General features: G+C 72.8%; 18 protein-coding genes and 4 tRNA genes. 12 read left to right on the plus strand and 10 right to left on the minus strand.

Features of this window, described 5'->3' with window-relative positions; genetic code table 11:
• Positions 1 to 168 precede the first annotated feature (168 nt).
• The 6 genes from CXR44_RS10870 to CXR44_RS10895 form a co-directional block, all read right to left on the minus strand.
• Complete coding sequence (locus CXR44_RS10870; protein WP_101785093.1) at positions 169 to 1,992, minus strand: ABC transporter ATP-binding protein; 1,824 nt, start codon at positions 1,990 to 1,992, stop codon at positions 169 to 171.
• The gene (locus tag CXR44_RS10875) at positions 1,992 to 4,052 is read right to left on the minus strand and encodes an ABC transporter ATP-binding protein (RefSeq protein ID WP_245899055.1); all 2,061 of its coding nucleotides are present in this window, start codon (positions 4,050 to 4,052) and stop codon (positions 1,992 to 1,994) included. Before CXR44_RS10875 ends, CXR44_RS10870 begins: the two co-directional genes overlap by 1 nt.
• Before the next feature lie 129 nt (positions 4,053 to 4,181).
• A tRNA-Val gene (locus CXR44_RS10880) sits at positions 4,182 to 4,256 on the minus strand.
• Positions 4,257 to 4,262: 6 nt separating this feature from the next.
• A tRNA-Cys gene (locus tag CXR44_RS10885) sits at positions 4,263 to 4,333 on the minus strand.
• Between the two features lie 15 nt (positions 4,334 to 4,348).
• Positions 4,349 to 4,420, minus strand: a tRNA-Gly gene (locus CXR44_RS10890).
• Positions 4,421 to 4,453: 33 nt separating this feature from the next.
• Positions 4,454 to 4,951, minus strand: a complete 498-nt coding sequence (locus tag CXR44_RS10895; RefSeq protein WP_219601733.1) for a hypothetical protein — start codon at positions 4,949 to 4,951, stop codon at positions 4,454 to 4,456.
• 303 nt (positions 4,952 to 5,254) lie between these two features.
• On the opposite strand from CXR44_RS10895, the gene CXR44_RS10900 reads away from it, so the two are divergent.
• Positions 5,255 to 5,968, plus strand: a complete 714-nt coding sequence (locus tag CXR44_RS10900) for an ArsR/SmtB family transcription factor (RefSeq protein ID WP_101785095.1) — start codon at positions 5,255 to 5,257, stop codon at positions 5,966 to 5,968.
• A 14-nt stretch (positions 5,969 to 5,982) separates the two neighbouring features.
• The gene (hutH, locus tag CXR44_RS10905; RefSeq protein ID WP_101785097.1) at positions 5,983 to 7,533 is read left to right on the plus strand and encodes a histidine ammonia-lyase; all 1,551 of its coding nucleotides are present in this window, start codon (positions 5,983 to 5,985) and stop codon (positions 7,531 to 7,533) included.
• A gap of 16 nt (positions 7,534 to 7,549) precedes the next feature.
• On the opposite strand, the gene CXR44_RS10910 is transcribed toward hutH, so the two are convergent.
• On the minus strand, positions 7,550 to 8,749 hold the full coding sequence (locus CXR44_RS10910; protein WP_101785099.1) for a Rid family hydrolase: 1,200 nt from the start codon (positions 8,747 to 8,749) through the stop codon (positions 7,550 to 7,552).
• Positions 8,750 to 8,806: 57 nt separating this feature from the next.
• Between CXR44_RS10910 and CXR44_RS10915 the strand changes: the two genes are divergently transcribed.
• The 4 genes from CXR44_RS10915 to CXR44_RS40090 all read left to right on the plus strand — a co-directional run bounded on the left by CXR44_RS10915 (position 8,807) and on the right by CXR44_RS40090 (position 13,410).
• Positions 8,807 to 9,724: a LysR family transcriptional regulator gene (locus tag CXR44_RS10915; RefSeq protein ID WP_245899056.1), complete on the plus strand. Its 918-nt coding sequence runs from the start codon at positions 8,807 to 8,809 to the stop codon at positions 9,722 to 9,724.
• Complete coding sequence (locus CXR44_RS10920; protein ID WP_425437407.1) at positions 9,700 to 10,701, plus strand: chorismate-binding protein; 1,002 nt, start codon at positions 9,700 to 9,702, stop codon at positions 10,699 to 10,701. The genes CXR44_RS10915 and CXR44_RS10920 overlap by 25 nt, the downstream gene beginning before the upstream one ends.
• Positions 10,702 to 11,532, plus strand: coding sequence for an aminotransferase class IV (locus tag CXR44_RS10925; protein ID WP_101785105.1), 831 nt, complete (start codon positions 10,702 to 10,704; stop codon positions 11,530 to 11,532).
• Between the two features lie 87 nt (positions 11,533 to 11,619).
• Positions 11,620 to 13,410 (plus strand): serine/threonine protein kinase, encoded by a 1,791-nt coding sequence (locus CXR44_RS40090; RefSeq protein WP_245899057.1) that lies wholly within the window; start codon positions 11,620 to 11,622, stop codon positions 13,408 to 13,410.
• A 12-nt stretch (positions 13,411 to 13,422) separates the two neighbouring features.
• Here CXR44_RS40090 and CXR44_RS10935 read toward each other — a convergent pair whose 3' ends face one another.
• The gene (locus CXR44_RS10935; protein ID WP_101785107.1) at positions 13,423 to 14,814 is read right to left on the minus strand and encodes an LVIVD repeat-containing protein; all 1,392 of its coding nucleotides are present in this window, start codon (positions 14,812 to 14,814) and stop codon (positions 13,423 to 13,425) included.
• Between the two features lie 80 nt (positions 14,815 to 14,894).
• Between CXR44_RS10935 and CXR44_RS10940 the strand changes: the two genes are divergently transcribed.
• Positions 14,895 to 15,503 carry a DUF305 domain-containing protein gene (locus CXR44_RS10940; protein ID WP_245899058.1) on the plus strand — a complete coding sequence of 203 codons (609 nt, stop codon included), beginning with the start codon at positions 14,895 to 14,897 and terminating at the stop codon, positions 15,501 to 15,503.
• 63 nt (positions 15,504 to 15,566) lie between these two features.
• On the opposite strand, the gene CXR44_RS10945 is transcribed toward CXR44_RS10940, so the two are convergent.
• The gene (locus CXR44_RS10945) at positions 15,567 to 15,983 is read right to left on the minus strand and encodes an SsgA family sporulation/cell division regulator (protein ID WP_020547189.1); all 417 of its coding nucleotides are present in this window, start codon (positions 15,981 to 15,983) and stop codon (positions 15,567 to 15,569) included.
• Between the two features lie 432 nt (positions 15,984 to 16,415).
• On the opposite strand from CXR44_RS10945, the gene CXR44_RS10950 reads away from it, so the two are divergent.
• A tRNA-Val gene (locus tag CXR44_RS10950) sits at positions 16,416 to 16,490 on the plus strand.
• 123 nt (positions 16,491 to 16,613) lie between these two features.
• Here CXR44_RS10950 and CXR44_RS10955 read toward each other — a convergent pair.
• A complete protein-coding gene (locus CXR44_RS10955) occupies positions 16,614 to 17,630 on the minus strand; it encodes a LacI family DNA-binding transcriptional regulator (RefSeq protein WP_101785110.1) in 1,017 nt (338 codons plus the stop codon).
• Positions 17,631 to 17,754: 124 nt separating this feature from the next.
• Between CXR44_RS10955 and CXR44_RS10960 the strand changes: the two genes are divergently transcribed.
• Genes CXR44_RS10960 through CXR44_RS10975 form a run of 4 tightly spaced genes read left to right on the plus strand, consistent with a single transcriptional unit; the run spans position 17,755 to position 22,327 of the window.
• A complete protein-coding gene (locus CXR44_RS10960; protein ID WP_101785112.1) occupies positions 17,755 to 18,654 on the plus strand; it encodes a nitrilase family protein in 900 nt (299 codons plus the stop codon).
• The gene (locus tag CXR44_RS10965; protein ID WP_101785114.1) at positions 18,654 to 19,835 is read left to right on the plus strand and encodes a hypothetical protein; all 1,182 of its coding nucleotides are present in this window, start codon (positions 18,654 to 18,656) and stop codon (positions 19,833 to 19,835) included. Before CXR44_RS10960 ends, CXR44_RS10965 begins: the two co-directional genes overlap by 1 nt.
• A 28-nt stretch (positions 19,836 to 19,863) precedes the next feature.
• Positions 19,864 to 21,273 carry an amidase gene (locus tag CXR44_RS10970; RefSeq protein ID WP_101785116.1) on the plus strand — a complete coding sequence of 470 codons (1,410 nt, stop codon included), beginning with the start codon at positions 19,864 to 19,866 and terminating at the stop codon, positions 21,271 to 21,273.
• The gene (locus tag CXR44_RS10975; protein WP_101785118.1) at positions 21,266 to 22,327 is read left to right on the plus strand and encodes an alpha/beta fold hydrolase; all 1,062 of its coding nucleotides are present in this window, start codon (positions 21,266 to 21,268) and stop codon (positions 22,325 to 22,327) included. The genes CXR44_RS10970 and CXR44_RS10975 overlap by 8 nt, the downstream gene beginning before the upstream one ends.
• The last annotated feature ends 32 nt before the right edge of the window (positions 22,328 to 22,359 follow it).

A 22,359-nucleotide genomic window follows, 5' to 3' on the forward strand; every position in this document is an offset into this window, starting at 1 on the left:
GGCCTGACGGACGACAACGCACCGCCCCTGAAGCTCGCCGAGGTCAGGGCAGCCGCCCGTTGCCTCGGTGTGAGTGATCGGCGCGGGTGGATCCGCGTATCGTGGCAGAGTGCCGTCCCGGCCCTCTCCGGGGCGGCGCCTCTGTGTCCTCAGGGCCCGGGGCCGGGCTCAGCCCTCGCCGACGGCGACGAAGCCCGAGCCGGCGCGGTAGTGCGGGGACTGGTGGCGGAAGTAGGTGTTGTAGACCTGGCAGTAGCGGCCCCCGCGGGCCAGCAGGGTCGCGTGGTCGCCCTCCTCGACGACGCGGCCGTGGTCCAGCACCAGGATCCGGTCGACGTGCTCGATCGTGGACAGGCGGTGGGCGATGACGATTGACGTGCGGCCTGCCAGCACCACGTCGAGCCCCTCCTGGATCTGCGCCTCGGTCAGCGGGTCGACGCTGGCGGTGGCCTCGTCCAGCACCACGATCGCCGGGTCCTGGATGAGCAGGCGAGCCAGGGCCACGAGCTGGCGCTGGCCCATGGACAGGGCACGGCCGTGCTCGCCGACGTCGGTGCGCAGGCCCTGGGGCAGGGCGTCGACCCAGTCGCCGCCGCCCACCGCCGCCGCCGCGGCGGCTACCTCCTCGTCGGTGGCCTCAGGGCGCGGGTAGCGGATGTTGTCGGCGACCGTGCCGCTGAACAGGAACGGGACCTGCGGCACCGCGCCGATCTGCCTGCGGTAGCCGGCCAGGTCGAGGGTGCGGATGTCGCGACCGTCGATGAGCAACCGGCCTTCCTGGAACTCGTAGAACCGGGTGATCAGCTTGCTGAGCGTCGACTTGCCGGCCCCGGTGTGGCCGACCAGCGCCACGGTCTCCCCGGCCTCGATCGCCAGGTCGAAGTCGCGCAGCACGGGGTTGCCCGGGACGTAGCCGAAGGTCACCTGCTGGAACTCGATCCGCCCCGCCAGCCGGCCCACTGGCTGCGGGTCGATCTGCACGACCCGGGGCGGGGCGTCAATGAGCGCGAAGACCCGTTCGGAGGCCGACAGGCCCTGCTGGAACTGCGACCAGAAGGCGGCGATGGACGTCAGCGGGAACCAGAAGAGCGCCACGCCCTGCAGGAAGAGGAACCAGTCGCCCGCCGTCAGACTGCCGTCGAGCGCCCGCGTGCCGCCGAGCTGCACCAGGGCCACCGTGGCGAGCCCCGCCACCAGGAAGAGCACGGGGAAGATGGACGAGAACACGAAGCCCTGCCCGAGCGTCACCCGGTAGCTCTGCTGGTTGATCGGCCGGAACTCGTCGTAGACCTGCCGCTCCTGGCGGAAGTTCTTGGCCACCGTGATGCCGCCCATGGTCTCCTGCAGGTTGGCGTTGACCCGGCTCAGCGACCGCTGCGCCCGGCGGGTGCTGGTGCGGGCGATCCGCCGGAACAGCAGCGCGATGCCCACGATGACCGGCACCATGAGCAGGGTCAGCAGGGCCAGCTCCGCGCTGCGCAGGAAGAGCAGCCCGGTGACCAGGCCGACCATCAGCACCTGGCTGATCAGGTCCATCGTGAGCGTGGAGACCGTGGCGAAGTCGTCGGTGTCGGAGGTCACCCGGCTGACGATCTTGCCGGAGGGGGTCTCGTCGTAGAACGACAGGTCCCGCTCCAGCACGGCGTCGAACGCGTCCTCCCGGAGCCGGAGCACGACGTCGCCGGTGACGCGCGCGCTCTGCCACTGCCGGATGAAGTTGAAGCCCCACCCGAGCGCCCCGGCCAGCAGCATCCCCAGGGTGACCTGCCAGCCCACGTCGGCGATGGTGCCCTGCTGGATGGCGTCGACCGCCTGGCTGCCCAGGAACGGCAGGGCGGCCTGACTGACCGAGCCGAGCACGATCATGACGGCGACCAGGACCATGACGCGCAGCTTGGGGCGGAAGTAGGACATGATCCGGCGAAACAGGACCCGGTCGCTGTAGGTGCGGTCGTAGTCCTCGGCGTCGAGGCCGTCCATGATGAAGCCCATCAGGCCACCCCTCCCCGCTCGCCCGCACGGACGCTCGCCACGGCCGTCATCCTGCCGTCACGCCTGGCCCCGTCGTTCGCGTCGTCTTCGGGGGCGTCAGGCATGGCCCCGTCGTCCGCGTCGTCTTCGGGGGTGTCAGGCCTGGCCCCGTCGGTCCCGTCGGGTCCTGAGGCTTCAACTCGGGAGCCGCCGGTCCCGTCAGCCCCCGAGCTGTCCCCGGCCGCGTCTCCGGCCGCGTCTCCGGCCGCGTCTCCGGCCGCGTCTCCGGACGGCGGGTCGCGGTGCAGGTCCACCTCGTCGTAGTGGGAGAAGATCCGCCGGTAGAGAGGGCTGCGCGCGATCAGCTCGTCGTGCGTGCCGCAGTCGACCAGCTCGCCGCGCCGCAGCAGCAGCACCTTGTCCGCCCACCGGATCTGCGACAGCCGGTGGGTGATCAGCAGCGTGGTGCGCCCGTCGAGGATGCGGCCGATGGCCTGCTGGATGAGGTCTTCGGTGGCCGAGTCGATGGCGCTGGTCGAGTCGTCCAGCACGAGGATCGCCGGGTCGGTCAGCAGCGCCCGCGCAATGGCCAGCCGCTGGCGCTGCCCGCCCGACAGGGTGACGCCGCGCTCGCCGATGACGGTGTCGTAGCCGTCGCCCAGCTCGGCGATGAACTCGGCCGCCTGCGCGTCCTCCGCCGCCCGCACCACGGCCTCCCGGTCGGCCCGCTGGCCGAGGCTGAAGGCGATGTTCTCGGCCACCGAGCGGGAGAACAGCACGATGTCCTGCTCGATCGTCGAGATCTGCGAACGCAGCGAGTCGAGCCGCCACTCGCGCACGTCGACGCCGTCCACCAGGATCCGGCCCGAGGTGACGTCGTAGATGCGGGGGACCAGCTTGGTCAGCGTGCTCTTGCCGGAGCCCGTCTCGCCGACGATCGCGACGGTCTCGCCGGGCCGCACGGTGAACGAGACGCCCCGCAGCACCGGCTCGCCGCCCTCGTAGCCGAACGTGACGTCGTCGAAGACGATCTCGCCCTTGATCGCGGCGGTGTGGCCGTCCGGGCGCTGCTCCAGCTCGTCCTCGGACGTCATCAGAGCGAGGATCCGGCGCGAGGAGACGATGCCGATCTGCACCAGCGAGAAGGTGAAGATGGACATCTGCGCCGGGAACCCGAGCATGCCCATGAGGCCCATGAACGACACCAGCTCGCCCACGGTGATCACGCCCGTGCCGTGCAGGTGGAGGCCGTGCCACAGCGCCGCCGCCATGGTGCAGGCGAACAGCAGCGTCGGCAGGTAGCGGGCCTGGACCAGGCCGTTGCGGGCGAAGGAGTCGCGGTAGCGGCGCGCGAGGGTGCGGAACCGCCGGCGCTCCTGCTCCTCCTGCGCGGTCACCTTGATCACTTCGATGCCGCGGACGGCCTGGTTGAGGCCGGCGTTGAGGTCGCCGAACTCCTCGCGCATCCGGCTCGCCACCGGGTTGAGCCGGCGCATGTACTGCCACAGGGCGGCGGCGAACACGACCGCGAACACGGCGGGCACGAGCAGGAGCCGCGGGTCGATCGCGCCGATGAAGAACAGCGGCACCAGCCCGGTCAGCCCGGAGTCGACGATCAGGTCGATCCCAGGAGTGATCATGATGGACAGCTGGCGGATGTCGTTGGCGGCCCGCGCCATCAGGTCGCCGACCCGCTGGCGGTTGTGGAAGGTCTGGCTCTTGCCCAGCAGGCTCACGTAGAGCTCGTCGCGGGCGTCACGCTCCAGCCGCTTGGCCAGGACCTCGCTCGACAGCCGGGCGACCAGGTCGAAGACGCCGCGGGCCAGCACGATGGCCAGCAGCGCGAGCGCGACCAGCCCGAGCGCCGCGGCCGGATCGCCGTGCTCGCCGAGGACGGCGTCGAAGGCGTCGCCGGTCAGGTCGGGCACCATGGCGTTGAGGACCACCATCACCAGCGACCCGCCGAGGAAGCCGAGCAGGTGCACGGGATGGCGGCGCAGGTGCGACCAGAGCCAGCGCACCGGGCCCCGTCGGTCGTGGCGCGGCCCGGCCACGGAGAACTCCGAACTGCTGGCGGTCACGTGCGGGCTCCCTGACGTCGGGCCGGAGGATTATCGAAATTTTTTTCTAGCATCCGGCACCGACAGAAAGCCAACGATTATCGCCCCCGGGAACGACGAAGGCCCCGGCCATGGGCCGGGGCCTTCGGATGGTGGACGATACTGGGATTGAACCAGTGACCTCTTCCGTGTCAGGGAAGCGCTCTCCCGCTGAGCTAATCGTCCTCGCAGAGGTGGAGACGGGATTTGAACCCGTGTAGACGGCTTTGCAGGCCGCTGCCTCGCCTCTCGGCCACTCCACCGAGCCGGAAGCTCCGAGCGGAAGACGGGATTCGAACCCGCGACCCTCACCTTGGCAAGGTGATGCTCTACCACTGAGCCACTTCCGCGTCGCCGCCGCGTGATGCGGTGACGAGAGAACTCTAGCGAATCCTGGCCGAGTCCCCAAACCGGAGGTCGCCGACCTGTTCGGCGTACCAGGTGACGCCGGCGACGTGCTCGGCGATCGCGCGCAGCGTCCAGTTGGGGTCGCGCGGCACGTCCCAGGCGTCGGGGACGGTGGCGTACCGGTTCACGTACGCCTGGGCGAGGCGGGTCCAGCGGGACCTGGCCTCGGCCAGGTCCGTCTCCGTGAGGCGGGCCCAGTCGGCCTCCAGCGTCACCGTCCGGCCGTGCCAGAGGTCGGGCTGCGGAGCGGCGCCGGCGAGCAGCGCCTCCACCTCGGCCAGGTGGTCCACCAGGTGGTCCTGGATGCGGCGGACGGCCTTCGACGGGGTCCACAGGTTCGCGCCGTCCGTCGTGATGGGCCTGCCGTCCCAGGCCATCCAGGTCGAGGCCAGTTCGAGGCACCGGTCCACCGCGGCGGCCACCAGGAGGGCGGGGTTGTCGTCGGCGGGGGCGGGAGTCGTGTCGGTCGTCATGCCAGCACTCTGGCGGCTGGTCGTTCAAGGGGGCGTCGAAGGATGCCCGCGCCGGACCGCCCGGGCACGTCGTGCCCGGCCGTCATGTCGCGTCCGGCGCGGCGGGCGTCGGGCTCGGCGTCGGCATGTCGGGTCCGGGGCGGGCATGTAGCGGGCCGGCACGGGCAGGTTGCGGGCGGGCCCGGGCAGGTCGCGTCGGGCGCGGGCGCGTCGGGGCCTGTGGGGGCGGGCCCGACGAGGCCGCGTCGGGTCCGGCGCCATGCTTCGACGGGGCCCGAAACGTCCGCGCGTTAGGGTCGGGGCATGGCAGCAGAGCATGTCGCACGCGACGCCGACATCGCCCCGGTGGCGGCACTCATCGCCGATCCCACCAGGGCCGCGATCCTGACCGCACTGCTCGGCGGCCGGGCGCTCGCCGCGGGCGAGCTGGCCCGGCTGGCCGGGGTCAGCGCCGCCACCGCCAGCGCCCACCTGTCCCGACTGCTCGACGGGGGGCTCGTCGACGTCGTGCGCCAGGGCAGGCACCGCTACTACCGGCTCGCCGGGCACGAGGTGGCCGAGGTGCTGGAGGTGCTGGCCAGGGTCGGCACGCGACCACCCGTACGGTCGCTGCGCCAGTCCCGGCAGGCGCGCCTGCTGGAGGAGGCCCGCACCTGCTACGACCACCTGGCCGGGCGGGCCGGCGTCGGCCTGCTGGACCAGCTGCGCGCGGGCGGCCACCTCGACGGCGAGGAGGTCACGCCCGCGGGCGAACGCCTGCTCGCGCGGCTCGGCGTCGATGTGACGGCTGCGCGGCGAGCCAGGCGGCGCTTCGCCCCCGAGTGCCTCGACTGGACCGAGCGCAGGGCCCACCTCGGCGGCGCGCTCGGCGCGGCGGTGACCGGCGCCCTGCTGGACCTCGGCTGGTACGTCAGAGGGCCGGTGCCGAGGGCGGTGACCCTGACCGACGAGGGCAGGGGAGGGCTGGCCGCGCTGTTCTCCGGTAAGGAGCTAACATCGCATACGCCGGTTACTTAGTGAGAGAGAGCACCATGCGCGACAACGGAGTCGTGAACGTCGGCCCAGAGCCCCTGACCTTCGACGACGTCATCCGGGTGGCCCGGCACGGCGCCGCCGTCCAGCTCACCGACGACGCCGTCGCGGCGATCGCGGCCGCCCGGCAGCGGGTGGACGAGCTGGCCGAGAGCCCCACCCCCGCCTACGGCGTCTCCACCGGGTTCGGCGCGCTCGCCACCCGGCACATCGACCCGGCGCTGCGCGCCCAGCTCCAGCGCTCCCTCGTCCGCTCCCACGCGGCGGGCAGCGGCCCGGAGGTGGAGGCGGAGGTGGTGCGCGCGCTCATGCTGCTGCGCCTGCACACGCTCGCCACCGGTCACACCGGCATCCGGCCGACCACGGCCAAGACCCTCGCCGCGCTCATCAGCGCCGGGATCACCCCGGTGGTGCACGAGTACGGCAGCCTCGGCTGCTCCGGCGACCTCGCGCCGCTGGCCCACGTCGCGCTCACCCTCATGGGCGAAGGCGTCGTCCGCGACGCGTCGGGCCGGCTCACCTCGGCCGCCGAGGCGCTCAAGCAGGCCGGCGTCGAGCCCGTCGAGCTGGCCGCCAAGGAGGGCCTGGCCCTGATCAACGGCACCGACGGCATGCTCGGCATGCTGATCCTGGCCATCGACGACCTGACCCGGCTCGTGCGGACCGCCGACATCAGCGCCGCGATGAGCGTCGAGGCGCTCCTCGGCACCGACCGCGTCTTCGCCCCCGAGCTGCAGGCGCTGCGGCCGCAACCCGGCCAGGCCCTGGCCGCCGCCAACATGACGAGGATCCTGGCCGGGTCCGGGATCATGGAAAGCCACCGCGACCCGGGCTCCTGCACCCGCGTCCAGGACGCCTACTCCCTGCGCTGCGCCCCGCAGGTGGCGGGGGCGGCCCGCGACACGATCGCGCACGCCGCCAACGTCGCCACCTGGGAGCTGGCCAGCGCCGTGGACAACCCGGCCGTCCTCGCCGACGGGCGCGTGGAGTCCAACGGCAACTTCCACGGCGCTCCCGTGGCGTACGTGCTGGACTTCCTCGCGATCGTGGCCGCCGACCTGGCCTCGATGTCGGAGCGCCGCACCGACCGGTTCCTCGACGTGGCGCGCAACCACGGCCTGCCGGCGTTCCTGGCCGACGACCCGGGCGTCGACTCCGGTCACATGATCGCCCAGTACACCCAGGCGGCCGTCGTGTCCGAGCTGAAGCGCCTGGCCGTGCCGGCCAGCGTCGACTCGATCCCCAGTTCGGCGATGCAGGAGGACCACGTCTCGATGGGCTGGTCGGCGGCGCGCAAGCTGCGCAGGTCCGTCGACGGGCTCACCCGCGTGCTCGCCGTCGAGGTACTCACCGCCGCCCGCGCGATCGACCTGCGCGCGCCGCTCACCCCCGCCCCGGCCACGGCCGCGGTGGTGCGGGCGCTGCGGGAGACGGTCCCGGGCCCCGGCCCCGACCGCTTCCTGGCTCCGGAGATCGAGTCGGCGGTCCGCCTGGTGGCGGACGGCTCCGTCGTGGCGGCCGTGGAGTCCGTCACCGGCCCGCTCGCCTGATCCCCGCGGCCGCCGGTCAGGGCAGGGCGACGACGAGGTCCACCTCCAGCAGCAGCCCCGGCATGAACAGCCGCGGCACCTCCACGGTGGTGCTGGCCGGCGGCGTGCCGGTGATGTACGCGCGGCGCACGGCGCCGTACTCGGCCCGCAGGTCCATGTCCGTCAGGTACGTCCTGACGAACGTGACGTCCTCGAACCCGGCGCCCTGGTCGGCCAGGATGCGCGCCAGGCACCGGAAGACGTGCTCGGCCTGCGCCGTCATGTCGCCCTCGCCCACCACGGCGCCCCGCTCGTCGAGGGCGGCCTGACCGGAGACGTACAGCGTGTCGCCGGCCCGCACCGCGTGCGAGTACATGCCGTTCGTGGCGGGCACGGTCGGCAGGTTCAGCGGCACCGCCCGGCCGCGGCGGACCGGCGGCCCGGCGGACAGGTGCGCGGCGATCGCCGTCAGGTCCCGGTCGCCGAGACCGGCCGCCTCCGCCTCCTGCAGGCGCCTGCGGGCGGCCGTGGCCAGCGACGCGCCGTCCCAGGCGGCCAGGGACAGGTCCTTGGCCGCCAGGCCGAGCGCGTACCTCGTCGGCCCGGCGGGGGCGCGCAGCCGTTCGGCGAGCCCGCCCAGCGGCGTGTCCCCCAGCGCGTCCGCCAGCGCGGCACGCGGCACACCGTGCGCCTCGCCGTACGCGAACGTCTCCGCGAGCAGCACCTGGGCCGGGACGAGCGCGCTCATGACGGCGAGCTTCAGCGCCGCGCCCGCGCCCAGCGGCCCCGCCTCCCGCACCGTGCCGAACGTCGCCAGCACCGCCCGGCACCCCTGCGTGTCCACGCCGGGCCCGGTGAGGCCGCCCGCCAGGACGGTGAGCGTGCCCTCGGCCGCGGGTCCCACGCTGCCCAGCACCGGGGCGTCCACCAGGCCGACCGAGCCGGGCAGCAGCGCGCGCACCTCGCGCACCGCCTCCGGCCCGATGGTGGACATCTCCACCACCGTCGCCCCGGCGCGCAACCCGGGAAGAGCCGCGGCCAGCACCTCGCGCACCGCGGCCGGGTCGCGGAGCATCGTGATCACCAGGTCGGCCCCGGCGACCGCCCCGGCCACCGGCGCCCCCGTGCCGCGCCGCCACACCGTCACCCGGTGCCCGGCCTCCTCCAGCCGCCGCGCCATGGGGACGCCCATGCGGCCCTGTCCGAGAAACGCGATCCGGCCCTGATACGTCGTCATGCGAGCAGTGAAGCCCACCCCGACGGATTCCACCACCGACTAGATTGCATGCCAGCCATGACTGAAACGCATGCCTTCGACACCGCTGCCCTCCGCCTCTTCGACGAGGTCGCCAGGAGCGGATCCTTCACCGCCGCCGCCGAACTGCTCGGCTACACCCAGTCGGCCGTCTCCCGGCGGGTCGCCGCGCTCGAACGGGCCGCCGGCGGACCGCTGTTCGAGCGGCTGGCCCGCGGCGTCCGGCTGACCCCCGCCGGGCTGGCGCTGCACCGGCACGCCGTCGCCGTCCTCGACCGGCTCGACCGGGCGGGGGAGGAGCTGGCCGCCATCCACGGCGGCAGCGGCGGCACGCTGCGAATAGGCGCGTTCGCCACCGCCAACGTGGACCTCGTGCCGGTCGCGCTCGGCAGGTTCGCCGCGGCGCGGCCCGAGGTGGAGCTGCGGCTGGTCGAGGGGCTCACCGGCCGCCTGCTCGAACGGCTCGCCGCCGGCGCGCTGGACGTCGCCGTGGTCAGCGACTATCCCGCCGGCCTGCCCGCCGAGGCCGGGCACCTGGTCCGGCTGCGCGAGGACCGGCTGCTGGTGGCGCTGCCCGCCGCCCACCGGCTGGCCGGCGAGGACAGCGTGCGGCTGGGCGACCTGGCGGCGGAGAACTGGATCGAGGCCGCGCCGCGCGGGCAGCCGACGCTGCTGTCCACCGCCTGCGCCGCCGCCGGGTTCGCGCCGCGCGGCGGGCTGCGGGTGGCGGAGTGGTCGGGCAAGTTCGGCTTCGTGGCCGCGGGGCTCGGGGTGACGCTCGTGCCCGAGCTGGCGGCGCGGGCCGTACCCGCCGGAGTGGTGCTGCGCCCGCTGCGCGGGACGACGCCCGCCCGCACCGTGTACGCGGCCCTGCCCCCCACCCCGCTGCCCGCCGCGCTGGAGCTCGTCCGGCTCCTGGGAGAATGGCAGGCGTGCACGACGGCTACGCCCACGTAGGCCGGCTTCTCGCCACGGGCCTGCGCGACCTCACCACCGACCTGTCCGCCCTCGACGGACGGGGCTGGTGGGCCGTGGTCGTCGACTTCGAGGGCAAGGTGACGTGCGCGCGCTTCGAGCACGTACGGCCCGCGCCGCTGCCCGCCCCGAGCGGACCCTGGCACGGCCCCCGCCCGCACGAGTGGCGCAGCTCCCTCGACCGGACCGCCTACGAGCGGGGCGTGCGGGCCATCCGCGACCACATCGAGCGGGGCGAGGTCTACCAGGCCAACCTGTGCCGGGTGCTGTCCGCGCCCGTGCCGCCCGACGCCGACCCGCTCGCCCTGGCCGCCCGCCTGGCCGAGGGCAACCCCGCCCCCTACGCCGCCGTCGTCCGGGTGCCCGGCATGGCCGTGGTGTCGGCGTCGCCCGAGCTCTACCTGTCGCGCGACGGCGACGTGATCGAGTCCAGGCCCATCAAGGGCACCGGCGTCACCGCCGCCGACCTGCTGGAGAAGGACTACGCCGAGAACGTCATGATCGTCGACCTGGTCCGCAACGACCTCGGGCGGGTCGCCGAGGTCGGCTCCGTCGAGGTGCCCTCGCTGTGCGCCGTCGAGGAGCATCCGGGCCTGGTGCACCTCGTGTCCACCGTACGAGCCAGGCTGCTGCCCGAGGCCGGTTGGGCGGAGCTGTTCGAGGCGACCTTCCCGCCCGGTTCGGTCACCGGTGCCCCCAAATCGTCGGCGCTGCGCATCATCAACGAACTCGAACCCGAGCCCCGGGGGCCTTACTGTGGGGCTGTGGGCTGGGTCGACGCCGACCGTCGCAGGGCGGCGCTGGCCGTGGGCATCCGTACATTCCAGATCTCCGCCGAGGAGATCCGGTTCGGCACGGGAGCGGGCATCACGTGGGGCAGCGACCCGCGGCGTGAGTGGCTCGAGACCGAGCTGAAGGCGTCCAGGCTCATCTCACTGGCATCCACAGGAGGCATCTGAATGAACATCCCTGTCTGGGTCAACGGGGAGCTGCTCGACCCCCGGCAGGCCGTGGTCTCGGTGTTCGACCACGGGCTGATGGTCGGCGACGGCGTGTTCGAGACCGTGAAGATCGTGCACGGCCGCTCGTTCGCGCTCACCCGCCACCTCGACCGGCTCAAGCTCTCCGCCCAGCGCATGGACCTGCCCGAGCCCGACGTCGACGCCATCGCCGAGGGCGTCGAGAAGCTGCTGGCCGCGGCCCCGGGCTGGCCCCTCGGCCGCATCCGGATCACCTACACCAGCGGCCCGGGCCCGCTCGGCTCCGACCGCGGCGACCAGGGCACCACCTCCGTCGTGATCGTGGACGAGCAGAAGCCGTTCCCGGCCACCGCCGCCGTCACCGTCGTCCCCTGGCCGCGCAACGAGCGCGGCGCGCTGGCCGGCGTCAAGAGCACCTCCTACGGCGACAACGCCAAGGCCCTCGCCTACGCCAAGGCGCGCGGCGGCGGCGAGGCCGTCTTCGGCAACCTGGCCGGCGACCTGTGCGAGGGCACCGGCTCCAACGTGTTCCTCGTGCGCGACGGGCGGCTGCTCACCCCCACGCTGGCCTCCGGCTGCCTGGCCGGCGTCACGCGGGCGCTGGTGCTGGAGTGGTGCGGCGGCGAGGAGGCCGACGTGCCCCTGTCGGCCCTGTACGAGGCCGAGGAGGCGTTCCTCACCTCCACCACCCGCGACGTCCAGCCGATCCGGCTCGTCGACGACCGGGCGCTGCCGGTCGCGCCGGGTCCCGTCACGACCGAGGCGATGCGGGTCTTCGCCGAGCGTTCGGCCGCCGACGTCGACCCCTGAGCGCGTTCCGGTTCCGTACGTTCCGTGTGAGATGAGGTCGGGTTGGCCACTGGCGTGCTCCGGAGAGGAGACCCGGAGCGGTTAGGCGTGCACCGGGTCGTGGGCAGGCTCGGGCAGGGCGGCCAGGGGATCGTCTACCTGGGCGAGACGCCCACCGGCGAACGGGTCGCCATCAAGGTCATGACGGGCGCCATCGACCGTTCCTTCGAACGCGAGCTGGCCGCCGCCCGCCAGGTGGACGAGTTCTGCACGGCCCGGGTGATCAGCGCCGACCTCGACCACGACCCGCCGTACGTGGTGAGCGAGTTCATCGACGGCCCGCCGCTGGCGGCGGTCGCCCCGCTGGGCGGGGCGACGCTGACGCGGCTGGCCATCGGCACGGCGACCGCGCTCACCGCCATCCACCGCGCCGGGGTGGTGCACCGCGACTTCAAGCCCGGCAACGTGCTGATGGGGCCCGACGGCCCGCGCGTCATCGACTTCGGCATCGCCCGGCTCGCCGACGTCACCACCAGGAGCGGCCTGACCGGCACGCCCCCGTACATGGCGCCCGAGCAGTTCGGCGACGAGCCGTCCGGCCCGCCGGCCGACGTGTTCGCCTGGGGATCGACGATGGTGTTCGCCGCGACCGGGCGGCCCCCGTTCGGCGGCGACACGATCGGGGCGATCATCCACCGGATCATCAACCGGGAGCCCGACCTCGGCGAGCTGCCGGGGCCGCTGCGCGACGTCGTCGCGCGCTGCCTGGCCAAGGACCCGGCGGCCCGGCCGACGGCCCGTGACGTGCTGCTCGACCTGCTCGGCGAGGAACGGCCCGCCGGCGACGCCCGAGTCCCCGCCCCGGCCGCCGTGCCGGGCGGGGACGTCGAGCCGGGCCGTACCGCGTGGCGGCGTACCGCTCCCGGCGGCACCGCGCCGGACCACGCCGGGCGGGGCCGTGGCGGGCGGGACGGCGGCCGGCCGGACGGCGGGGGCGCCGGACCGTGGGCCGCGGAGCCGCACGACGGGCCCGCGACGTGGCGCGTGTCCCGCCGGCGGCTGCTGATCGGCGGCGCCACGGCGACCCTCGCGGCGGCGGCCGGCGGCCTGCTCTGGCAGTCGGCCACCCGGACGTCGGCCACCTCCACCGGCCCCCGCTCCTCCGGAGCGCCCGTCACGGCGCGGCCCGCCACCGGGGCGCCCGGCACCGCGACGCCCGGCGCGAGCCGGACGCCGGAGGGCACGACGTCACCTCCCGCCGCCGAGCGGCTGGCACTCATGTCGGCGATCCAGACCGCCCTCGCCGCGACGCCGATGGCCGACCTCGACTACGAGGGCGGCCTCGACCAGAGCGAGTTCAACGCCGAGGCCACCGGCCGGCTCGCCTACGACGCGAGCACGCCGGCGGCCGATTCTGCCGTGAACTTCGAGCTGTCCATCAGCGCTCCCCGCATCAGCGGCCGGCAGGGCGAGGTCACCGTGATCCAGCACGGCGAGGACCTCGGCTGCTACCAGCGGGGCAGGAAGGTCGGCGCGCAGGCGAGCGAGCTCCTCGACCACGCCGGGCACATCGCCCTCATGGCGTCGGTGGCGACGCTCACCGAGCTCGTCGCGCTGACCCGGGTGCCGCGCCGCTCGCAGCGGACCTACAGCGGGTCGCTGCGGGCCACCGAGAGCCACCAGGCGATGCGCGACGAGCTCATGAAGATCGCGGGCGGGTGGACGGAGGAGGAGCTCGCCAGGACCACGCTCGTCTGGAAGACGGAGCTCGACCCCGAGGACCGGCCGACGATGTTCCTGCTGAGCTGGAAGTACCCCATCGAGGGCACCGTGCTGACCTCGACCTGGCAGACCCGCTACCGGGACTGGCGCGACGGCGCGATCTCCGCCCCCCGGTAGCCGGTCGGCCCCTCAGTAGGCCCGCTGCGTCTGCACGTTGAACTCGTCCATCTCGACCTGCTTGGCGGGGTCCGTCAGCGGGTCGTCGATGGCGATGACGTCCAGGCCCTTCCGGATGTCGCTGGAGTAGATGTAGCCGTTGTAGTAGTACGCCGACCAGGACCCGGCGATGCCCTCCCGCTCGAACGGCCCGCGCTCGAAGTAGCCGATCTCCTTCGGCGCCGACGAGTCGGTGAAGTCCCAGACCGACACGCCGCCCTGGTACCACGCCTGGACCATGACGTCCTTGCCCTCGACGGGGATCAGAGAGCCGTTGTGGGCGACGCAGTTCTCGCTCTGCTCCTGTTCGCGGGAGATCTTGAAGTAGCCGCGGCGCTCCAGCTTGCCGTCCACGATGTCGTAGATCGCGTTGGCGCCCTTGGTGGCGGGCGTCCGGGTGTCGCAGGTCGGCATCATGCCGCCGCCCAGCTCGTCGCCGAAGACCACCTTCGTGGCGTCGTTGTTGAACGTCGCCGAGTGCCAGATCTGGAAGTTCTCCTCGTCGCGGATCTGCTGCAGGACCTTGGGCTTGACCGGGTCGGTGATGTCGAGCAGCACGCCGTCCCCGAAGCAGGCGGCGGCGGCGAGGTTCTTCTCCGGGTAGGCGGTGATGTCGTGGCAGCCGCCGGTGTTCTTCTGCCGGTCGGGGAAGATGTCCGGCTTGGCCACCAGCTTCGCGGACTCGGGGTCCTTCATCGGGATCTCGACGACCTGGATGACCTGGTGCGGCGGCGGGCACGTCGCAGAGTCGGGCTCGGGACCGGGGGAGGAGGCGTACACGTACAGGGTGTCGCCCTTGGGCACCATGGTGTGGGTGTGCGAGCCGCAGTCGGTGCGCACCGCGGAGACGTACTTCGGGCTCTTCTTGTCGCTGATGTCGAAGATGCGCAGCCCTTCCCAGGCCCGCCGGTCGGAGGTCGAGGAGCACTTCTCGTCGCTGCGCGGCTCGTCGATCGACAGGATCAGCAGGTCGCCGTGGACCGAGACGTCGTTCTGCTGGGCTGGGCAGGACACCTGGCTGACCGTCTTGGGCCGGGTCGGGTCGCTGATGTCGTAGATCGTGAATCCGCCGAAGTTGCCGACGAACGCGTAGTCGCCCTGGAAGGCCAGGTCGGTGTTCCAGTCGTCCTCGCCGTCGAGCGGGGCCGCCCGGGGCACGTTCGTGACGAGCTTGACGTTGTCGCTGGTCTTCACGTCCCCGGAGGCGGCGGGGCCCGCTGTGCCGCTCGCTGTGCCGCTCGCCGTGCCGCCGGGCGTCGCCGCGGCCCGAGGCGACGACGTCGCCGGTGAGCCGCCGCCTGAGCACGCGGACACCAGCAGGAGCGCCGCGCACAACACCGCCCCCCGTACCTTGGCAGAGATCACGCGCGCACCTCTCTTCTCGTGGGCTCAGTATGGAAGCTATGCCAGTACGATCCCGGTCGTGCACGTTCTTTGTCACAGTTGTGGCGTCTTTCGTGCTGGCCGGTTGTGCCCAGAAGGCCGAGGTGCCGTCGCCGGTCTCGGGTGACAATCCGGTGATCGTCCCCGACGGGCCCGGCGCCCCGGCACGTACGGCGACGCCCGGGGAGCGCATCGGGCGGCCGTCACCCGAGCCGGCGGCGGCCGACGTCCGCTTCGCCGAGGGCATGATCCCGCACCACCGCCAGGCCCTGGAGATGACCGGACTGGTCGCCGGGCGGACGACCTCGCCGGTGATCAGGAGGTTCGCCGAGCAGATCGCGGTGGCGCAGCGGCCCGAGATCACAATGATGTCGTCGTGGCTGTCGGCCGTGGGGCGCGCGGCGCCCGGCGGCCACGAGCACGGCCCCGGCGGCTACGGGATGGCCACGCCGGAGGAGATGAACACGTTGCGCGCGGCGCGCGACGTGGCGTTCGACCGGCGCTTCCTCACCCTCATGATCAGGCATCACGAGGGCGCGCTGAAGATGGCCCAGGAGCAGCTCGCCGCCGGCCGGGACGAGTCCATGCGCCGCATGGCGCGCGACGTCTACGCCGGGCAGAGCATCGAGATCGCCCGGATGCGCCGGGCGCTGGAGAGGATCCCGGGCTGACGGGAGCCGGAGGACCGAGCGGCCGCGGCCGTCAGGAGGGCCACAGCATGACGGCCACGGCCGTCAGGAGGGCCAGAGCATGTTGGTCAGCTCGGCGTCGAGGTCCATGAAGTCGGTCTCCCGCCCGGCGGGCACCTTCTCGTACGTCCGGTGGAGGAACTCGGTGAGCGGGGCCAGCGGCACCTCGAACAGCGCCTGACCGAACGGGGACGTCAGGCTGATGTGCAGTGTGCGCTCGCCGTCGGCGCGCGCCGGCCATACCTGGACGTCGCCGTCGCCGACGCGCCGCACGATGCCCACGGTCAGGAGCTCGCGGGCGAAGATCCACTCGACCGGCTCGTCGTTCCCCACGTGGAAGGCCATGCGGATGGCGTACGGGTCGTCGGCCGTGTAGCTCAGTCCGGCGAGCAGGGGGACGGTCGTTCGGTCGGGGACCACAAGCCGAAGGCCAAGCTCGGCGGAGACGGTGGTGCTGTTCATCGTCAGCCAAACCTTTTTTGTCGTAGGTCCCCTCTTCGGGGCTTTCGCTGCTCGGTGCGGGCTTCGTCCTGAGCTATGACGCGGAACGAAGAAACCTGTAGGAAAGATTCCGCCCTCGGGGCCTTCTGTAACACACATCACAGCTGGACATTCGGGCATCTATCTGGTCAAACGGGGATCAATTGGGTCGTATTTGCGAGGGTTTTGCGTGCTCCGGAACCGATCCCGGGGGAGGCCGCCATGAACGTTTCTGGAGAAAGGATCACGATCGGCCCCTTCCGGAACACGACGATGGTATGCCACCGACCCGTCATGCCGACGGGCAACCACATCCATTCCCCCGAATCCTTCCTCCGACGCCGCTCGCTTCGCCAGTAGGTGCCAGAGTGCGGTATGGTTTTCCCGTCGGCGCCGCAAGGGGCCGCACAGGGCGGGCGATTAGCTCAGCGGGAGAGCGCTTCGTTCACACCGAAGAGGTCACTGGTTCGATCCCAGTATCGCCCACCAGAGTATGCAGGTCACGAAGGGCTCCGGAGCTGATCCGGGGCCCTTCGTGCATGTCCGGGCCCCGACGGTGCGAGCGCGAGCAGAGCCGCGGGCGGGTGCGGTCCACGGTGCGGCGCAGCCTCGTCAGGGGCGGGCGGTGGAGGCTCGGGCGACCAGCGTGGGGGCCAGGCGCTCGGACTCGACAGCCTCTCCCGCGAGGAGCCGGGTCAGTGACATGAGGGCCCTGCGTCCCATCTCGCGGGTGGGCACGGTGACGCTCGTCAGCGGGATCGGCAGCTCCGCGGCCAGGGGCGTGTCGTTGTATCCCATGATCGACAGGTCGGTGCCCACCGTCAGGCCATGGTCGCGTGCGGCGCCCATGGCGCCGATGGCCGCGAAGTCGTTCACCGCGAAGATGGCCGTCGGCCGGTCCGGCCTCGACAGGAGCTTCTCGGCGGCGGCGCGCCCGCCGGCCGTGTCGAACGGCGAGTGCAGCACCAGCGGCGCCGCGAGGCCGCGGTCGCGGTAGTAGCCGACGAACCCGGCGGTGCGGTCGGTCCCGGTGCTGGCGTACGGCTCCCCGGCGATGACCGCGACGTCGACGTGCCCCAGTCCGTGCAGGTGCTCGGCGGCCAGCCGCCCGCCGGTCACGTCGTCGGCCGTCACCGAGGGATGGTCGCCGGCGCGCCGGTTGACCAGGACGAACTTCCCGCCGTCCGCGGCCAGCTCGTCGAGGAAGCCGCTGTCGAGGCTGGCGTCACCGAAGATCAGCCCGTCGACCCGCCTGGCGAGCATCATCCTGGTGCGCAGTCGCCGCGTCTGCTCGTCGTCGCGGCTGTTGGCGGTGATGGTGGTGAGGCCGAGCTCGCCCGCGGCCTCGTCGATGCCCTCGTAGATCATCGCCAGCACGAGGTCGGACAACCGCGGCACGAGAACGCCCACGAGCCTGCTTCGCCCGGTCCGCAGCCCGCTCCCGTGGGGATCGGGCTGGTACCCCAGCTCCTCCGCAAGGCGGCGGATGCGCGCGGCGGTGTCACCGGACGCAGCCCGCACGCCGTCGCCGGTGCGCCCGTTGAGGACCCTGGACACCGTCGAGACATGCAGGCCGAGCTGGTCGGCGATGGACCGCAGGGTCACCTGGTGCGCCTTGGGCTGCGCCACGAACGCCTCGCTTTCCGCGGATGGGCCGGCTCCTACGGTACGACCTCTTGACGTCGTCCCGATACGGCGTCCATGCTATCCCAAACGTTTGGCCCAAACGTTTGCGCAACACAAGGAGCGTGACATGACCGACGCAGAGAACCATCCGGTCAGCCCGGCACGGGTCGCGGTGATCCAGTTCGACCCCCAGGTCGGCCTGGACAACCGCGCCGCCAACACCGATCGGGCGCTCGCGCTCGCCGAACGCGCGGCCGACGACGGCGCGACGCTGATCGTCCTGCCTGAACTGTCGGCCACGGGCTACAGCTTCCGCGACCGCGCCGAGGCGTACGCGCACGCCGAGGAGGTCCCGGACGGGGCGACGGTGCGCACCTGGGAGTCCTTCGCCCGCGAGCGCGGCGTGCACGTCGTCACCGGCCTGGCCGAGCGTGAGGGCGTCCGCCTCTTCGACACCGCCGTCCTCGTCGGCCCCGACGGGTACGTGGGCCGCTACCGCAAGACCCACCTGTGGAACCGGGAGAAGCTCTGGTTCACCCCTGGCGACCTCGGCTTCCCGGTCTTCGACACCCCGATCGGCCGCATCGGCCTGCTCATCTGCTGGGACATCTGGTTCCCCGAGGTGCCGAGGCTCCTGGCCCAGCAGGGCGCGGACATCATCTGCAGCGTCAACAACTGGGTGTGGACCCCTCCGCCGATCTTCGACGAGACCGGCAGGTGCATGGCCTCGTACCTGACCATGACCGCCGCCCACGTCAACAACGTGTTCATCGCCGCCGCCAACCGCGTCGGCACGGACCGGGGCGCCCGTTTCCTCGGTTGCTCGCTCATCGCCGGGACCAACGGCTGGCCCATCGGCCGGGTGGCGGGCGCGGAGGAGGAGACCATCCTGACGGCCGACATCGACGTCGTCTCCGCGCGCAGCGCACCGATATGGAACCAGCTCAACGACCTGATCCGCGACCGGCGCACCGACCTGTACGACCCGTTGCTCGGCTACGGGCTGGGCCACGTGGCGCCGCGCTGATGACGACCGTCAACGCACCGGCCCGCACCGGCGTGCGACGCCTTGTCGCCGCGGTCCTGGTCGTCACCCTGACCGCGCTTCTGGCGATGTGGCTGACGGCCATCCGTCCCACGCTGCCGGCGATCGTGCCCGGCTACGCCTCCTGGGGCCTGGGGTATACGGACCCGACCTGGTACGCGTACTGGATCATCGGCGACACCACCGAGGCCACGCTGGCCAAGTCCGCGCTCGGCGGGCTGCTGATGATCGCGGGGGCCTGGCTGGCGCACACCGCCCGCCGCCGCGGGAAGCGCTGGCAGGGCTTCGCCCTGGCGTGCGGCACCGGCGTGCTGTGGCCGTGGGTGCTGGCCGCCGCGGGACTGGGAGTCCTGGCGAGCAACCTGCTGTGGGGCTGGACGCTCGACGGCTGGCAGCCCACGTTCGCCCCGATGGTGTCGGTCCCGCCCGCTCTCGTGATCCTGTACGGCCCCGGCTGGCGCGTGGCGGCGACCGGCGCGGCGCTCGGCGCGGCGCTCATCACGCCGCTCGCCCTGGTGCTCGTCAACCTGGTGTGCACGCCCCTCGGCATGTCGCCCGTGGTCGGCAGCACGCTGGCCATGTCCGTCGGCGGGTTCGGGGCCTTCCTGCTCTGCCGGAGGCTGCCCTGGATGCCGCCGCTGCGTACGTCACCCCCGGCGTCGCCGGAGGCGGCGCCCGTCCGGTACGGAGCGTCCTGGGTGCCGCGCCGCATCCTGGCCGATTTCACCGAGGCGCACTTCTTCGGCAACGAGTGGGCGGGAGCGGCGCTGCTGTTGGGGTGCGTCCTGCACTACCTGCTCAACCCGGCCGCACCGGCCTACGGCACCGGCCTGCTCCCGCACCTGATCGCGGCGCAGGTCCTGACGGCGGCCTGCGGGCTGCTGCTGTGGAGCGGGCGGTGGGAAGCCGGCGGCTGGTACCCCACCTTCGTCCCCATCGTGTCCGTGACGCCGGCCACGGTGCTGGCCTTCGGCGGCACCCTGCACTCGATCGTGGCCGGAGCCGTGCTGGGCGCCGCCGTGGCCCCTCCACTCGCCGCGGCGCTCGCCCGGCGGTTGCCGAACGACGTCCATCCCATGGTCGCCTACACGGCCTCCATGGCCGTGTGCACCGCGACCCTCATCCCCGTCCTCGACCTGCTTCCCGGCTTCCACCGGGCCTGACCAGCCGACCATGACAAGAAGGGAACTCATGTCGACGGCCAGCGGCTCCGGCCGCGCACCCGAAGGGCACTTCGCCGGCCGTACGCTCGCCGAACTCGCCCGGGACCTGCGAGCCGGGAGCACCACGTCGGTGGAGCTCACCCGGCACGCCCTCGACGCCATCGCCCGGCTCGACCCCCGGCTCAACGCGTTCATCACCGTGGACGCCGACGGCGCGATGGCCGCCGCCCGGCAGGCCGACGCCGAGCTGGCCCGCGGCGTCGACCGGGGTCCGCTGCACGGCGTGCCCGCCGGGGTCAAGGACGTCATCATGGTCAGGGGCCTGCCCGCGACCATGGGCTCGCGGCACTTCGCCGGCCACGTTCCCGACGCCGACGCGGCCTGCGTGACGCTTCTCCGCCAGGCGGGAGGCGTCATCGTCGGCAAGACCAACACCCACGAGTTCGCCTACGGCCCGACCGGCGACCGCTCGGCCGCCGGCCCGTCGCTCAACCCCAGGGACACCTCCCGCATGCCGGGGGGATCCAGCAGCGGCAGCGCGGTCGCCGTCGCGGCGGGCATGGTCCCGCTCGCGCTCGGCACCGACACCGGCGGCTCGGTCCGCATCCCGGCGGCGCTGTGCGGCGTCAGCGGCTTCAAGCCGTCCTACGGGGCACTCGCGGCGGACGGCGTCTTCCCCCTGTCCAAGACCCTCGACCACGTGGGGGTGCTGGCCGGCGACGCCCAGAGCTGCCTGGTCGCCTACCGGTCGCTCCTGGCCGGCGGCAGCCCGCCGCCGGCCGTCCCGGCCGAGGCCGGACAGCACCCCTCCGAGCAGCCCGACGCCCGGCCACGCGTCGGCTGGCTGGACCCGGCCGCCCTCTTCGCCTGCGATCCGCGGGTGGTCCACGCCGCCCGCCAGGCGATCGGGGCCGGGACCGGGTCCGTGGCGGAGCGCCGGCTGTCACCGCAGGACGCCGACGACCTCCGCCAGGCCTTCGTGGCGATCCAGAGCCACGAGGTCATCGAGGTGCACGCCGGGCGCATGGCGGACGATCCCGGCCTGTTCGACGCCGAGGTGCTCGGGCGGCTGCGCGCCGCCGCGACCGTCCCGGCCCGGAGGTACGCCCCCGCGATGCGGACCCGGACCCGGCTGATCGCGGCGATCGGCGGGCTGTTCGGCCATGACGACGTGCTGGCCACGCCGACCGTTCCCATCACCGCGCCGCTCCTCGGCCGGCGGGAGCTGGACCTCGACGGCACGCGCGTCGCCGTACGAGACGCGCTGCTCTCACTGACCAGCCCGTGGAACGTGCTCGGCCTGCCCGCGCTGAGCATCCCCGCCGGGACGGTGGACGGCCTGCCCGTCGGGCTCCAGCTCATCTGCCGGCCCGGTGACGAGCACCTGCTCTTCCGGGCCGCGGCACTCTGTACACCAAGGGAGAAAGCACATGCATGACATCTACGAACTGCCGGGCTTCCGGCTCGACAGCGGCGCCGTCCTCGACCCGGCCAGGCTCGCGTACCGGACCTACGGTGAGCTGAACGCGACCCGGACGAACGCCGTGCTCTTCCCCACGTGGTTCGCCGGGGACCACACCTCCAACGAGTGGCTCATCGGCCCGGGCAAGGCACTCGACCCCCGCGAGCACTTCGTCATCGTGCCCAACCTGTTCGGCAACGGCCTGTCCTCCTCGCCCTCCAACACCCCGGCGCCCCATGACGCCGCCGGCTTCCCGGCGATCACGATTCGCGACAACGTCAGGGCGCAGCACCGGCTGGTCACCGAGCACCTCGGCGTCGAGCGGCTGAAGCTCGTCCTCGGCTGCTCCATGGGAGCGCTGCAGACCTACCAGTGGGCGGTCAGCCATCCGGACATGGTCGAGCGGGCCCTGCCGTTCTGCGGGGCTCCGCGGACGTCGCCGCACAACGCGGTCTTCATCGAGAGCCTGCGGGCGGCCCTCACCCTGGACGCCGCCTTCGAGGGCGGACGCTACCGGACACCGCCGCTGGCGGGCATCAGGGCGTTCGCCCGCGTCTACGCCGGGTGGGGGTTCTCGCAGCCCTTCTACTGGGAGGAGGAGTACCGGCGGCTCGGGTTCGCGTCACGGGAGGAGTTCGTGAGGGGGTTCTGGGAGGCCAACTTCATCGGCCAGGACGCCAACAACCTCCTCGCGATGCTCGGCACCTGGCAGGACGCCGACGTCTCGGCCACGCCGGGCCTGGACGGCGACATCGAACGAGCCCTGGGCTCCATCACGGCCAGGGTCGTCGCCCTTCCCGCGGAGAGGGACCTGTACTTCCCTCCGGAGGACGAGGTCCGTGCCGCCCGGCACATCCCGCACGGCGAGGTCCGCGTGATCCCGGGAATCTGGGGCCACATGGCGGGCAGCGGAGCCAACCCCGAGGACGCCGCCTTCATCGACGCGGCCGTCAGGGACCTGCTCTCCGCCCCCGTACCCGCCGCCGGGCCGGCCGCCGAAAGGCGCGCCGAAACGCCCGCCCGTCTGTGACGGACCGTCCCGGCGGGCGTCTGCCGTCCCGG

The sequence above is a fragment of the Nonomuraea indica genome (assembly GCF_002850745.1).
In the GTDB taxonomy this organism is placed as follows: Bacteria; Actinomycetota; Actinomycetes; order Streptosporangiales; family Streptosporangiaceae; genus Nonomuraea; species Nonomuraea indica.